This window comes from Qipengyuania sp. B-5, assembly GCF_056857815.1.
The window spans coordinates 1-14,547 of record NZ_JBSXNU010000054.1 but is presented as its reverse complement, the minus strand read 5'-3'; the positions used below and the strand labels follow the sequence as shown (position 1 = coordinate 14,547).

Below are 14,547 nucleotides of genomic sequence, written 5' to 3'. Positions count from 1 at the left end.
CTTACGCTGCCGCGAGCTTGCGCAGCACGTAGTGGAGGATGCCGCCGTTGCGGTAATATTCCATCTCGTTCGCCGTATCGATGCGACAGAGCGCAGTGAAGGTAGCCTTCGAGCCGTCTTCATGCGTGACTTCGACTTCTACATCCTGGCCCGGTGTCAGGTCCGCAAGGCCCTTAATCGTGAACGTGTCGTTCGCGCCGAGGCCGAGGCTCTTGCGCGTTTCGCCGTCCTTGAACTGCAGCGGCAGCACGCCCATTCCGATCAGGTTCGAGCGGTGGATACGCTCGAAGCTTTCGACGATTACTGCGCGCACGCCGAGCAGGATCGTGCCCTTGGCAGCCCAGTCGCGGCTGGAGCCGGTGCCGTATTCCTTGCCCGCGATCACGACCAGCGGCGTGCCGTCTTCCTTGTGCTTCATCGCTGCGTCGTAGATCGGCATCTGCTCGCCCTTGTAGAGCGTTTCGCCGCCTTCGACGCCGGGGACCATTTCGTTCTTGATGCGGATATTGGCGAAGGTGCCGCGCATCATCACTTCGTGGTTGCCGCGGCGCGATCCGTAGGAGTTGAAGTCCGCCTTCGAGACCTGGTGGCTCTTGAGATATTCACCCGCCGGGCTGTCTTCCTTGATCGAACCGGCCGGGCTGATGTGATCGGTGGTGGTCGAATCGCCGAGGATGGCCAGCGGCTTCGCATCGGTGATATCGGTCACCGGCGCGGGCTCCATGCTCATGCCTTCGAAGAAAGGCGGGCTGGCGACATAGGTGCTGGTCGGGCTCCAGCGATAGGTATCGCTGGCTTCGACCTTGATTGCCTGCCAGTGCTCGTCGCCCTTGTAGACGTCGGCATAGCGGCTGGTGAACATTTCGCGGTCGATATTGGCAGCGCGGTGCTGTGCGATCTCGCCGTTCGTCGGCCAGACATCGGCCAGCATCACGTCCTTGCCGTCCTGGTCCTGGCCCAGCGGCGTTTCGGTGATATCCTTCGTCACCGTGCCGAGGATCGAATAGGCGACCACCAGCGGCGGCGAGGCGAGGAAGTTGGCGCGCACATCGGGCGATACGCGGCCTTCGAAATTGCGGTTGCCCGAAAGTACGCTGGCGGCGACGATATCGTTGCCGTTGATCGCCTTGCTGATGGGCGGGGCAAGCGGGCCCGAATTGCCGATGCAGGTGGTGCAGCCATAGCCGACGAGGTCAAAGCCCATGGCATCGAGATCGTCCTGCAGGCCCGATTTCACGAGATAGTCGGTGACGACCTGCGAACCGGGCGCAAGGCTGGTCTTCACCCAAGGCTTGGGCTTGAGGCCTTTCTCGTGCGCCTTCTTGGCGACGAGGCCCGCTGCGATCAGCACGTCCGGGTTGGAGGTGTTTGTGCAGCTGGTGATTGCGGCAATCACCACGTCGCCGTCACCGACGTCATGGTCCTTGCCTTCGACCGCGACGCGGACCGGCGCGTCCTTTTTGTAGACCGATTTGAGATCGGTGTTGAACAGCTCGTCCACCTGCGGCAGCGCGACGCGGTCCTGAGGGCGCTTGGGTCCGGCGAGGCTGGGGACGACCTTCGACAGGTCGAGTTCGAGCGTCTTGGTGAATACCGGTTGGTTCTCCGGCGTGAACCACATGCCCTGCTCTTTCGAATAGGCTTCGACCAGCGCGATGGTTTCCTCGTCGCGGCCCGTCAGGCGCATGTAATCCAGCGTCTTGTCGTCGATGCCGAAAAAGCCGCAGGTCGCGCCGTATTCGGGGGCCATGTTGGCGATCGTCGCACGGTCGGCAAGCGTGAGATTGGCAACGCCTTCGCCGTAGAATTCGACGAAGCGGCCCACCACGCCCACTTCGCGCAGCATCTGCACGCAGGTCAGCACGAGATCGGTTGCGGTGACGCCTTCGGCCATAGCGCCGGTCAGCTTGAAGCCGACCACTTCGGGGATCAGCATCGAGATCGGTTGGCCAAGCATGGCGGCTTCGGCTTCGATCCCGCCGACGCCCCAGCCCAGCACGCCGAGGCCGTTGATCATGGTGGTGTGGCTGTCGGTGCCGACGCAGGTGTCGGGATAGGCGATCAGCTGGCCTTTATCGTCTTCGCTGCTCCACACACCCTTGCCGATGTATTCGAGGTTCACCTGGTGGCAGATGCCGGTGCCCGGAGGCACAGCGGAGAAGTTGCGGAAACTCTTCGAACCCCATTTGAGGAAGTCGTAGCGCTCGGCATTGCGGGCATATTCAAGCTCGACGTTCTTTTCGAAGGCCTTGGGGTGGCCGAATTCGTCGACCATGACCGAGTGGTCGATCACCAGGTTCACCGGCACCTGCGGGTTGATCTTGGCGGTATCCCCGCCGAGCTTGCTGATCGCATCGCGCATGGCGGCAAGGTCGACCACGCAGGGCACGCCGGTGAAATCCTGCAGCAGCACGCGCGCGGGGCGATACTGGATTTCCTTGCCGGTCTTGGGGTTTTTCTGCCAGTCGGCGATCGCTTGCGCATCGTCGGTGGAAACGGTGAACCCGCCATCCTCGAAACGCAGCATGTTTTCCAGCAGGACCTTCAGGCTGAAGGGAAGTCTCGAAACGTCGCCGATTTTCTCGGCCGCCTTGTCGAAGGAATAATAGGCATATTCCTTGCCGTTGACTGTGAGGGTGGAGCGTGTTCCGAGCGTGTCCTGGCCGACCTGGGTCATGCGGGAGAAATCCTTTCTTTCTGGAGCCGTCACACCACCAATGGGCAGGGCGGCCAAATGTGCCGCGCCTGTGCGCTGTGGCGGGCAAAAAATCAAGGGTCGCCGCCTTCCGGAACGCTTCGGCGGGAACCCGGGCGGCTCTTCAGCGCTTATTAAGGCAAAATTGGGGCAAATGGCGCGCACGGTCGATAATGGCGATAGCGCGCGGCCCGATGAGGAGAAGAACCATGAGTGGCCCGCTGGACGCGACGGACAAGTCGCACCGACCCCTTCGTCTCGCTGTTGTCGCTGCTGCCCTCGGTGTGGCCGGTATGTTTACCGCAGCCTTCACCTTCGCGGGCTGAGAAGCTCCAGCCCGCGAAACTGCGCCTGCCCCGCGATAGCCAGCGCCCAGCGCTAGAGCGCGGTCTGCTCGGGTCGCCGCCTGCGGGTCGCAATCCAGCACCCTGCGACAATCAACAGCGCGCCGATGATGGTCGTGCCGCTGACGCCCTCCCCGAAATAGAGCCAGCCGAAGAGCGATGCCCAGAGGAAGCCGGTATATTCTATCGTAACGAGTTGCTGCGCCTGCGCGCGGGCATAGGCCCAGGCGAAGAACAGTGCGGCTCCTACCGCCAGTAGCGCGCCGGCGCCGATTTCCAGCCATGCGCGGGTTTCGGGCCATTCGAGGAGGAAAGGCGCACCTGCAAGCAGGACCAAGGTGACGATGCCGTTCTGGAACGTGCTGACCTCTGCCGGTCCGGCGACCAGCGCCTGCTGCCGCTGGAGAACTAGGTTCCAGGCGTAGAGAATCGCCGAAATGCCGATCAATGCCAGCCCTTTGGCCGCGTCGTCGGTCATGGTCTGGCGTCCGAGGCGGTCACCGACGATCACGATAACGCCGGCAAGGCCCAGCAGGGCGGCCACCACTGCGCGCCGTTCGATCTGTTCGCCGAGCAGGATGGCGGAAAGATAGAGTGCGATCAGCGGCGCGACGAAGCTGATTGCGATCGCTTCTGCCAGGGGGAGATGGACGAGCGAGGCGAAGAAGGTCCAGCCCATGAAGGCGACCACCACTCCGCGGACAAGATGAACCCGCCACACTGCCCGGACCGGCAGCTTGCCTCCCCGCCACCACCAGATGGGGGCGATGATGACAAACCCGATCGCGCAGCGCAGGAGATAGGCGCTATAGGCTCCGATCGCGATGCTGGCGCTCTTCATCACCGCGTCCATGGCGGAATAGAGCGCGATGCCTGCCAGGGCAGCCAGGATCGGCTTGATCGAAGGGTCGCTGGCGCTCATTCTTCCTGCCATAGGGCGCTCCGGCGCATGCGTCACCCGGTTCAGCAGTGGGTAAGCCGGGATCGCCGATTGTGTTGGAAAGTTTATAGTGGATAGCGCCGATTAAGCGGGACCTTTTCCCGTTCCCGGCATTTCTGGTGGGCCAATATGAAAAGTTTGAAGATTATCACAGGCACCGCGGTCACCGCGGCCATCCTTGCCACTTCGGCAGGCGCGCAGGACGCCGCGCCCGAAAGCATCCTGCCGCAGCCCGAGGCGCAAGAGACGGCACCTTCCGCCCAACCGAGAACGGGCCGGACGGTTGATGAAGCGTTCGGCGATATCCGCATGCAGAGCGGCGAGGTGGTGCAGGAAATCCCCTCGCTCGAGGGAGTATGGACGATTGCCCAGGCCGAAGATCTATTGGCCTTCATTCCCGGCATGAAGTCGGAAGGACTCAACCCGTCGGACTATCGCGCGTCCGAGTTGAAGGCAGCCATTGCCGCAGGCGAGGGCGAGCAACTCAACCGGCTGGCCAGCGAGATTTTCGTCTGGATGGTCGAAGACCTGCGCGATGGGCGCACGCCGATGGATTCACGCCGCCAGTGGTTCGTCGTCGATCCGGACGCCGACCGCATGCCGACCTGGAAGCTGCTCGAAGATGCGCTGGCCAGCGGCGACATCACCGGGACGCTTGCTTCGCTCAATCCCGTCCATCCCGATTATGCGGCGCTGCGCGAAGAACTCGCCACCACGACCGATCCTGCGCGCATCAAGCTGATCCGCGCGAACATGGACCGCTGGCGCTGGCTGCCGCAGGATCTGGGCAAGCAGTATCTCGTCACCAACGTGCCGGAATACATGCTGCGCCTGACGGTCAACGGCAAGATCATCAAGAGCTACCGCACCGTCGTCGGCAAGCCGGGACGCACCGCGACTCCGCAGTTGGCCGAAATGGTCGAGGCCGTGATCTACAATCCGACATGGACCGTCCCCCAGTCGATCGTGAAGGGCGAAGGTCTGGGGGCAAAGGTCCTCAACAACCCGGCTTGGGCCCGCAGTGCCGGGTACAAGGCGACCAAGGGCGCCAATGGCTGGGTCACCGTGGTCCAGCAGCCCGGCCCGCAGAACTCGCTCGGCCTGATGAAGCTCGACATGCCTAACGAGCACGCGATCTTCCTGCACGACACGCCCAGCCGCCACCTGTTCAACCAGGACAATCGCGCGCTGAGCCACGGCTGCATCCGTGTGCAGGGTGCACGCGAACTGGCGATGACCATGTCGATGCTGGGCAATGCCACCAGCCGCGAGGATATTCCGGCGATCCAGCAGGAAGTGTCGGAAATTACCACGAGCGGCAAATACACCCGCTATCCGATGAAGAAGCAGTGGCCGGTCTATATCACCTATTTTACCATGGCGACCGATGTGAACGGCGAGATGAAGACCTTCAAGGACATCTACGACCGCGACGCACCGGTGCTGAAGGCGCTCGACGCGCCGCGCGTGTCCGACCGGGCCCGCGAAACCAGCGAGGAAGCCGTCGAGATAATCGACGACATGCAGATCAGTTGATGTTTGGTGAGGAAGCGTCCTCGTGGCGCTTCCTCATAAGACCGCGCCAAAGGGATATCGCGCTCGGCAAGGCAAAGCTTCCGCAAATAAATAGCCAGGTTGCGAGACCGGACCATTTGAAGCCGTCCAAACCATTAGCCGACCAGAAAAGCAGCAGGATCGGCAGGGCGGCGAAGGCCAGTATGATTGCAAGTGATTGCCAGCGACCCAAGCGATATCGGTCCACCATGACTGCGGCAGGCGTTCCGAACAGGGCGGTGGCTAGAAGCACTACAAGTCCGGCCACTGCTGCGGACACGATGAAGGCGCCTACCAATCCGACTGGGTAATCGGGCATTGCTGGAGATCCGCTCTCCAAATTTCCCAGAGCCGAAATGCCAGAGATACACAAGGCGCCGACCAAAAGCCCATGTAACGTTGCCGACCATAAGAGGTCGCCGATTTCACGAAGCCTGTTTCCCCGCTGCATCGGACAGTCAGAAAACGCCCGGATTGGTCCGTTCGAAGGTCCCGCCATACTCGTTGCGCAGAAGTTCGGTTTGCGTGATCGGCGGCGTCAGACGGCTGCCGTCTGCGGCCAGGCCGATGCTGTCGGCAAACAACAGACGGCCGCCGCTCAGCTTCAACAGGACATTGTCGAACTGCTCCGGGCCTAGTGCAAAACAGCCGTTGGACCGGCCAAGTCGGCCCCATTGCTGGACATGCTCCGGCCGTGCGTATTCCGCTTCATGCATCACGATGGCACGCGGCAGGGCATTGGAATTCGTCGGATCGAGACCATCGAGGCGGATCGATGTGCCGTAGCGGCCCGTATACCAGCTGCGCGTCATATAGGCGCCCCGGCTGGTCGCCTCGCTACCTTCGATATTGGAATAGCGCTTGAGCCAGCCATCATGCTCGCTGTCGGAGCCCGTACCGTGGCTGACGTGGTAGCTTTCGACCCGTTCGTTCACCAGATCGACGAAATGGAAGCGCTGCTGCGAAGAGTGCAGCGCGAAATCGGCGATGCCGACGATATCTTTCTTCCAGATCCCGTCACCCACGCGTGCAATTTGCTCGCGGGCGAGGGCGAAAAGCTGGCTGTCACGGCTGGCGGTGGGGTTGGGCTGGGCAAAAGCGCGGCCCGCCAGGCTGGTGGCGGCTCCCGCGGCAAGCGTGCCCTTGAGAAGATCGCGGCGGTTCATGCTGTCACTATATAGCAAGGTGAATACTATCGGAAGCTGAACAAGCGAATTCCGTATTGGTTCGCGCACAGGTAAGCATGGAAAGCGCGTGCCGGTCCGCCACTTCACGTGGATCTTCGCCATATCCTCCGCCCAGGGCGCTGGCCACGGGCAGCCCCCGCTGCCGGATCGCGCCAATGACTAAGGCGTCCCGCCGCGCAATCCCCGCGTCGGTCAGGGCCAATCGTCCAAGCTTGTCTCTCCCATGCACGTCCACTCCTGCCTGGAAGAGCACGAGATCGGGAGAAAACTCGTCAAGGACGCCGGGCAGGTTCCGGTCCAGCGTTTCGAGATAGCCATCGTCGTCCACGCCATCGGGAAGCGGCACGTCGAGGCTGGAGCGCGCCTTGCGCACGGGAAAGTTCTTTTCGGCGTGGAGCGAGAGGGTGAAGATGTCGTCACGCCCCGCAGTCAGGCTGGCCGTGCCGTCGCCCTGATGCACGTCGCAATCGACGATCAGCACGCGCTGCGCGTCTCCTTCATCAATCAGGCGATTGGCGCAGACGGCAAGATCGTTGAACACGCAGTATCCGGCCCCGGTATCATAGAGGGCGTGGTGGCTCCCGGCGGCGGAATTGGCCGCATAGCCATGCCGCATGGCGAGTTGGGCGGCGAGCCAGGTCCCGCCATTCGTGTGCGCCACGCGCTGCGCGATATGTGGCGTTACCGGAAAACCGATCCGCCGTTCCTTCTCGCGCGGGACGCTGGCGGTGAAGACCGCCTCGACATAGTCAGGACAATGCACTGCCTCCAGCCAGCGGCGCGGCATGGGCGGCGGGGCGTGCTCGGTGATCGGATAGCCGCTTTCGCGAAGGGCCACCATCACCGCCATATACTTGTCGAACCGGAAGGTCCCGCGCGTCGGGGCGGGGGCCATGTAATCGGCGTGGTGGACGACGTGGAGCAGGGCTTATTCCGCGGCTTCCCGCGCATGCGGATCGAATGCGATTGCCTCTCCCGCCTCGATGGCGGCAGCCTTTTCCTCGACCAGCTTCACGATATGGTCGAGCATGTCCTCACTCTCGATATGGTGGTTCTTCACGCCGGAGAGATAGACCATGTGCTTGCCCGAACCGCCACCGGTCAGCCCGATGTCGGTTTCGCGCGCTTCGCCGGGGCCGTTGACCACGCAGCCGAGGACCGAAAGGCTCATCGGTGTCTTGATGTGTTCGAGCCGTTTTTCGAGCGCTTCGACCGTGCGGATCACGTCGAAGCCCTGACGCGAGCAGCTGGGACAGGACACCACGCGGACCCCGCGCGTGCGCAGGCCCAGCGCCTTCAGCATTTCGAAGCCGACCTTCACTTCCTGTTCGGGCTCCGCCGAAAGGCTGACGCGGATCGTGTCGCCGATGCCGGCCCACAGCAGGCTGCCGATGCCGATCGAACTCTTGACCGTGCCGCCGATCAGTCCGCCTGCCTCGGTAATGCCGAGATGCAGCGGGCAATCGACCGCGTCCGCGAGTCCGTGATAGGCGGCGACGGCCAGAAACACGTCGCTGGCCTTCACCGCCACCTTGTATTCGTGGAAGTCGTGATCCTGCAGCAGCTTGATATGATCGAGCGCGCTTTCGATCAGCGCCTCGGGGCAGGGCTCGCCGTATTTTTCCAGCAGGTCCTTCTCGAGGCTGCCTGCGTTCACCCCGATACGGATCGCGCAGCCATTGGCTTTCGCCGCACGCACGACTTCGGCGACCCGCTCGGACGAGCCGATATTGCCCGGGTTGATCCGCAGGCAGGCCGCGCCCTTGTCCGCCGCTTCTAGAGCCCGCTTGTAGTGGAAATGGATGTCCGCAACGATCGGGACGTTGGCGGCGCGCGTAATCTCGTCGAAGCGCGCCGTCGATTCCTCTGTCGGGCAGGATACGCGAATGATGTCCGCACCCACATCCTCGCACCGGCGGATCTGGTCGATCGTCGCTCCCACGTCCTCGGTCGGGGTGTTCGTCATGGTCTGCACGCTGATCGGCGCATCGCCCCCCACGGGGACATTGCCGACCATGATCTGGCGGGACTGACGGCGCTCTATGGTGCGCCAGGGACGTATCGAGGACATGTCCTGCGATATAGAGGCCCAATGATGAAGGGGCAATGACAGGCAGTGCGACTTGCGGCATGAAGTGTAGCCGCAGTCGCAGGCGTCAGCCGCCGCTGCGCTGCGAAGGAATGAATTCCTCGCGCACGGCCTTGGCGATCAGTTCGAGCGGGATGATCCCCTGGCTCAGCAGGAAGTCGTTGAAGGCCTTCTCGTTGAAGTCCTCGCCCAGCGCCAGTTCGGTTTCTACGCGCAGGTCGATCAGCTTGCGATAGCCGTAGTAATACGAACCCGCCTGTCCGGGCATGCGGAACTGGTAACGGTCCAGCTCCTGTTTGGTCATGCCGGGTGAGAACAGGGCGTCCTCGCGCAGCACGCGCTCGGCCTCTTCGCGGGTCATCAGCCCGAGGTTGAGCGCCGGATCGAGGAAGGCGCGCGCGGCACGCAGCAGGCGGAACTGCTGGGCGATGAACTGCCCTTCGATCGGTTCGTGCGGGAGCATTTCCGCCTCGGCGTACAGCGCCCAGCCTTCAACGTTCACGCTGTTGAAGGCGTAGAGCATCCGCGCGAGCGACACGCCCTGTTCGACCAGCGCGGCGAACTGCATCTCGTGGCCCGGGCGGGCCTCGTGCGCGCTCAACGTCCAGCTGGCCGCGGGGTGGTTGAAATCGTCATAGACGTCGTCCGCGCTGGCGGTGGGATTGCCCACGGTCAGGACGAAGGTGCCCTGTTCGCCCGTGTTCCCGATCAGGCGGGGCGGGCGCATGTGCGGGGCAGGCTGGGCAGCGCTTTCGGCCTGCGATGCGACACGCATCTGCAGCTCGGTATCGGGCAGCGAGACGATGTCGTTTGCGCGGATCTTCGCTTCCAGTTCGCGATTTACGCCGCGGTAGAATTCCTCGATCTCGTCGTTCGGGATGGTCTGCTGCTTGAGGCGCGCCATGACCGAGGCCATGTCGGTTTCTTCCCAGCCGTTCTTCTCCGCGATCTGCGGGGCGAGCGCTTCCATCTGCGCGCGGATTTCATAGAAGCCGCGGCGGGCCCGGCTCATGGCCTCGCGCGGGTCCATGTCGATGCCGACATTGCGCAGGTTGAGCGCATAGAGTTCTTCGGGCAGCCGTGCCTCGTCGCGCGCCGCGGGCAGCACGACCTCCTGCGTCCATTCGCCATAATCGGCGAACTGCGCGTCCATCGCATCCAGCGCTTCGTCCGCGCCGTCGATGTCGTATTTCTCGAACAGTTCGCGGATACCGGCGGCAAAGGTCGGGATCTTGCCCATCGATTCCTGCACTTCGACGCGGTAGGGGCCGATCTTGCCGTCGCCCCGTCTTTCCTCGAACCGCGCCTTGGCAAGCTCGGTATAGGGTTCGAACCCGTCGGCAACCCCGGTGTAGCGGCGCAGCAACTGGACGGCAGATGCGCGGCGGTGCTCCGCCGTCTGGTCCGACAGCACCGCACCGATCGAATAGAAGATGCTCTGCGGCAGTTCCGCCTATTCGAGCATCATGCGCTCGTTCAGCTCGGAGGACAGAATCGACCGGTCGAGACTGTCGATCAGGATCGCAAGGTCCTGTTTAACAAAGGGGTTCGTCTCGGTCGCCATCGCCGCGGCGAACTCGGCGCGCAATTCGCGTGCGCCGGCCACATAGCGCTCGGTGCTGTCGGCGGAGAGGTCGAAGGTCAGGCCGTCATATTGTTCGTATCCCGCCTGGCTGGCGCCTTCGGGATAGAAGCCCGCCTCGAAGTCGATCAGCTTCTGGGTGTAGGCGTTGCTCGTCTCGATCCAGTCCGGCGTGGCCGGAGCTTCGGCCTCCTGCGCGAACAAGGGGACCGCGGGCCATGAGGCGGCAGTGGCGAGCGCGATGGCGGCTGCGAAAGTCTTCATGGGTATTCTCCCCTCCGTTCGATTATGAAATCTGGCCTGCGGCAGGCCGCGCAGGATATCAATACGCGAACCGACGAAGCGCCGCGGCAACTGGACGAGCGCTGCGCTCAATAGGCGAATTCCTGACCCACCATTTCCTCGCTCAATGCCCACAGGCGTTCGGCGTTTGCACGGTCCACGGCATAGCTGCGCACGCCGCCCGATGTATCCTCGTTATCCTCGCTCGCGACATGGCAATCCTCGCAATAGAGGCCGCCGGTGCCTTCGAGTTCTTCGGCTGTGGCGACCCAGCAGGTCGTGGCCGCGCCTTGCGGGATGGTCTTGAACGGCTGCGGCTTTTCGCCCCGCTCCTCCGCCGCCTTGCGGATACGCTCGATCAGGCTTTGCATGTCCTCTTCGCTCATATGCCGGCCGAGATTGGTGTGGATGCCGCCCGGATGCAGCGCATAGGCGTGAATGCCCCTGTCGGAGAGCTGCTGTTCAAGCCCCACGGCAAACAGCACATTGGCCGTCTTCGACTGCCCGTAGCTGATCCATTTGTCATAGGAGCGGTTTTCGAAATTCGGATCGTCGAAATCTACCGGGGCGATATGGTGGCCGCGGCTCGACAAATTGACGATGCGCGGCCGGTCCCCCTTCTCGATCAATGGCATCAGCAGGTTCGTCAGCAGGAAATGGCCCAGATGGTTGGTGCCGAACTGCATTTCGAACCCGTCGGCGGTCTTCGCCTCGTCGCAGGCCATGACCCCGGCATTGTTGATCAGGAGGTCGATATTTTCGAAGCGCGTCAATGCGCGTTCGGCCGCTTCGCGGATGCTTTTCAGCGAAGCGAGGTCGCATACCAGAGTATCGATCGATGCCCCGGTTTCCTCGGCAATGGAATCGGCGGCGGCGCCAAGCTTGGTCGGATCGCGGCCCGACAGGATAATGTGCGCGCCTTTCGCGGCCATGGCGCGCGCGGTTTCACGCCCGAGGCCGGAATAGCCGCCGGTTACAAGAGCGGTGCGCCCGCCCAGATCCCTGTCCGCCAGAACTTCGTCCGCGGTGCTCGAAAAGCCGAACTCACTCATAGATCAGATACTCCCGGATACCGGCGGGGACGTAGCACAAACAAATGGGGCGCGAGAACTTAATCCCGCGTCCCAGTCAACCCCTCTCTCCCTGGGGTTACGTCACCTTGCAATCACGCGCCGGGGGGCAGCGGATCGTCGCTTTTCGGAGCGGATGCCTTGCTCCGCTTGGGCTTCGGCGCCGAAGAAGCAGAACCTCCCCCAAGGTCGCTATCCATCTCTTCGAGCTTGCGCGCCGCCCAGTCGCGACCGCCGAGACCGAAGGCCAGAGCACCCGCCACGGCCACGCCTGCAATCAGGATCGTCAGTGCATTGGCCGGGATCATTCCACCGATGCCGGTGAACTGCAGGCCCATGAAGACGAACAGGATGATCGTTGCCCAGCGCACGATCGTCGCTGCGGTCGTGTTCTGTCCATCATCGTCGATCAGGCGGGCGAGCAGGTTGGCGATGAAGAAGCCGAAAGCGATCACCACCGCACCGAAGATGACCCTGCCGCCAAGCTCGAGCACCTGGTCCAGAATGCGGGTCAGTTCCGGAAAGCCCAGCAGGCGGGTGGCCGCAATGGCGAAGAACAGGATGATTGCCACCTGTACCACGCGTGCGATGATGCTGGAGGCGCGGGCGCCTTCGGCCATCATTCCGCTTTCCGCCAGTGCCCGGTCGACGCCGAGGCCCGGCAGCACTTCCTTGAGTATCTGAACCACAAAGCGGCTGATCAGATAGCCGATGCCGAGCAGGATTGCCGCCCCGATGATGTTCGGGATCGCAGCAAAGATCATCCGCAGCATATCCGATGCAGGGCCCGAGATGCTTTCGATATCCAGAACATCGAGCGCCATGATCGCGACGAAGATGACGATGATCGCATAGACGATGGTGGCGATGGTCCGGCTGATTGCGGTGTTGCCCGTAACGCTGTCGACACCGCCGCGATTCGCCCATTTGTCGAAATCGACGGTTTGCAGAACGGTCTGCACGATGTCACGGACGATCCGCGCCACCATCATGCCGATGAAGAATATCAGCCCGGCAGCCACGATGCGCGGAATGTATTCGACGACATTCTCCAGCAGGCTGTCCACCGGACCCGCGACAGAGCCGAGACCGAGTACGGTCAGGATCACCAGCAGGCCGAAAAGCCAGATCAGCAGGCTGACGATCTTGCCCAGCGATTCGCCCAGCGACGTGCCGGTACCGGTTCCGCGCTGGAAGAAGGAAATATTGTCGACGAGCTTGGCGAAGGCCCATTTCGCGGCTTTTGCCGCAGCCCATGTGATGAGTAGGACGACGAGTGCGAGACCGATCTTCTCGATCACCTGCATCGCGACGTGTTCGTCGAAGCGATAATTACTGATACGCATGAAACCTCTCTCCCCTATGGGTTTCCGTACCGGCGAGAGCTATCACCATTGGCGCGAATTCCAAAATGGTCTCGGCTATTGAGTGGATAAGTAGGCGTGCTATCCCGGCGGAATGAGAGGATTTTTGACCCAGATCGCCGCCGGTTTCGCCCTTGCGCTTACCTGCATCGCCCCCGCCGTTTCGGCGCAGGAAGCTGAAGGGGGATGGTCGCTTGCCATTCATGGCGGGGCCGGAACCATCGCGCGTGAGAACATGAGCGCAGAAGAAGACGCCGCCTATCGCGCCTCCTTGCAGGCGGCGCTCGATGCTGGGGCGAAAGTGCTGGCGGAGGGCGGCGAGGCTCTGGATGCAGTCGAGGCGGTGATCCTGCTGCTGGAGGACGATCCCCGGTTCAATGCCGGGCGCGGCGCGGTGTTCACCTGGGAAGGTGGGCACGAACTCGACGCCTCGATCATGGACGGGCGCGATCGCGATGCAGGCGCGGTGGCGGGCGTCACCAATATCCGCCATCCCATTTCGCTCGCCCGCAAGGTGATGACCGACAGCCCGCATGTGATGCTGGCGGGCAAGGGGGCGGAGACTTTTGCCGCCGAACACGATCTCGAACTGGTTCCGGCCGATTGGTTCGGCACCGATTTCCGCCGCGAAGCGCTCGAACGGATGAAGGCGCGCGAGCTTTCTGCGCTCGATGTCGATGCCAAGTTCGGTACGGTTGGCGCGGTGGCGCTGGACCGGAACGGCAACCTCGCTGCGGGCACCTCGACCGGAGGGATGACCGGCAAGCGCTGGAACCGCATCGGGGATGCGCCGGTGATCGGCGCGGGCACCTATGCCGACGATCGCAGCTGCGCAGTCTCGGCAACCGGCTGGGGTGAATATTTCATTCGCGTGGGTGTGGCGCATGAGATTTGCACGACCTTGAGACACAACCGCGAAGCAGTGCGCCAAGCAGCCCAGAGCTATGTCGCCAAGACCAGCGATCCGGAATCAATTGCTTTGGATGCCAACGTGCAGATCCCCGAAATGGCCGCGCAATCCGTTGCAGACGAAGTGATGGCGGAGGTTAAAGGCCTCGGCGGCGATGGTGGGATCATTCTCGTCACGCCCGAAGGACACGCACTCTTCAGCTTCAACACATCCGGCATGTATCGTGGCCGCGCGACCAGCGGGGGCGTGAACGAAGTCGCGATCTACGGCGACGAATAAACCTCACAGCAAAAAAGGGGCCGGATTGCTCCGGCCCCTTCTCGGTGTTTCTACTCTTTCGAGTGGATTACATGCCCGAACCCGGACCGTAGGTGACTTCCACCCGGCGATTCTGGAGTTCGCGGACGCCGTCGGCGGTCGGAACGCGGAGCTGCGTTTCACCGAAGGCTTCGCTGCTGATGCGGCCACCGGGGACACCGCGAGCGGTGAGGTAGTCGCGGACCGAAGCGTTACGACGTTCGGCGAGGCCC

13 protein-coding genes are annotated in these 14,547 nt (G+C 62.7%); 2 read left to right on the top strand and 11 right to left on the bottom strand.

Annotated features, from left to right (window positions below; translation table 11 throughout):
• Position 1: 1 nt before the first annotated feature.
• A complete protein-coding gene (acnA, locus tag AC13CE_RS13685) occupies positions 2–2,677 on the bottom strand; it encodes an aconitate hydratase AcnA (protein ID WP_482972699.1) in 2,676 nt (891 codons plus the stop codon).
• A gap of 396 nt (positions 2,678–3,073) precedes the next feature.
• Positions 3,074–3,961, bottom strand: coding sequence for a DMT family transporter (locus tag AC13CE_RS13680; protein WP_473821351.1), 888 nt, complete (start codon positions 3,959–3,961; stop codon positions 3,074–3,076).
• A 147-nt stretch (positions 3,962–4,108) separates the two neighbouring features.
• On the opposite strand from AC13CE_RS13680, the gene AC13CE_RS13675 reads away from it, so the two are divergent.
• Positions 4,109–5,515, top strand: a complete 1,407-nt coding sequence (locus AC13CE_RS13675) for a L,D-transpeptidase family protein (RefSeq protein WP_482972698.1) — start codon at positions 4,109–4,111, stop codon at positions 5,513–5,515.
• Here AC13CE_RS13675 and AC13CE_RS13670 read toward each other — a convergent pair.
• The 8 genes from AC13CE_RS13670 to AC13CE_RS13635 form a co-directional block, all read right to left on the bottom strand.
• On the bottom strand, positions 5,508–5,852 hold the full coding sequence (locus AC13CE_RS13670) for a hypothetical protein (protein WP_482972697.1): 345 nt from the start codon (positions 5,850–5,852) through the stop codon (positions 5,508–5,510). The two genes, AC13CE_RS13675 and AC13CE_RS13670, sit on opposite strands and share 8 nt — an antisense overlap.
• Before the next feature lie 139 nt (positions 5,853–5,991).
• The gene (locus tag AC13CE_RS13665; protein ID WP_482972696.1) at positions 5,992–6,699 is read right to left on the bottom strand and encodes a murein L,D-transpeptidase catalytic domain-containing protein; all 708 of its coding nucleotides are present in this window, start codon (positions 6,697–6,699) and stop codon (positions 5,992–5,994) included.
• 7 nt (positions 6,700–6,706) lie between these two features.
• Positions 6,707–7,615: a histone deacetylase family protein gene (locus AC13CE_RS13660; RefSeq protein ID WP_482972695.1), complete on the bottom strand. Its 909-nt coding sequence runs from the start codon at positions 7,613–7,615 to the stop codon at positions 6,707–6,709.
• A gap of 33 nt (positions 7,616–7,648) precedes the next feature.
• A complete protein-coding gene (gene ispG / locus AC13CE_RS13655; RefSeq protein WP_482972694.1) occupies positions 7,649–8,791 on the bottom strand; it encodes a flavodoxin-dependent (E)-4-hydroxy-3-methylbut-2-enyl-diphosphate synthase in 1,143 nt (380 codons plus the stop codon).
• An 85-nt stretch (positions 8,792–8,876) separates the two neighbouring features.
• Positions 8,877–10,223, bottom strand: a complete 1,347-nt coding sequence (locus AC13CE_RS13650) for a DUF885 domain-containing protein (protein ID WP_482972693.1) — start codon at positions 10,221–10,223, stop codon at positions 8,877–8,879.
• A gap of 39 nt (positions 10,224–10,262) precedes the next feature.
• Positions 10,263–10,655, bottom strand: a complete 393-nt coding sequence (locus AC13CE_RS13645) for a hypothetical protein (RefSeq protein WP_482972692.1) — start codon at positions 10,653–10,655, stop codon at positions 10,263–10,265.
• A gap of 107 nt (positions 10,656–10,762) precedes the next feature.
• Positions 10,763–11,725: an SDR family NAD(P)-dependent oxidoreductase gene (locus AC13CE_RS13640; protein WP_482972691.1), complete on the bottom strand. Its 963-nt coding sequence runs from the start codon at positions 11,723–11,725 to the stop codon at positions 10,763–10,765.
• A gap of 113 nt (positions 11,726–11,838) precedes the next feature.
• Positions 11,839–13,089 carry a mechanosensitive ion channel gene (locus AC13CE_RS13635; RefSeq protein WP_482972690.1) on the bottom strand — a complete coding sequence of 417 codons (1,251 nt, stop codon included), beginning with the start codon at positions 13,087–13,089 and terminating at the stop codon, positions 11,839–11,841.
• Between the two features lie 112 nt (positions 13,090–13,201).
• On the opposite strand from AC13CE_RS13635, the gene AC13CE_RS13630 reads away from it, so the two are divergent.
• Positions 13,202–14,296: an isoaspartyl peptidase/L-asparaginase family protein gene (locus tag AC13CE_RS13630; RefSeq protein ID WP_482972689.1), complete on the top strand. Its 1,095-nt coding sequence runs from the start codon at positions 13,202–13,204 to the stop codon at positions 14,294–14,296.
• 67 nt (positions 14,297–14,363) lie between these two features.
• On the opposite strand, the gene AC13CE_RS13625 is transcribed toward AC13CE_RS13630, so the two are convergent.
• Positions 14,364–14,547 (bottom strand): OmpA family protein (locus AC13CE_RS13625; protein WP_482971165.1); only part of this gene is annotated, 184 nt, incomplete at its 5' end.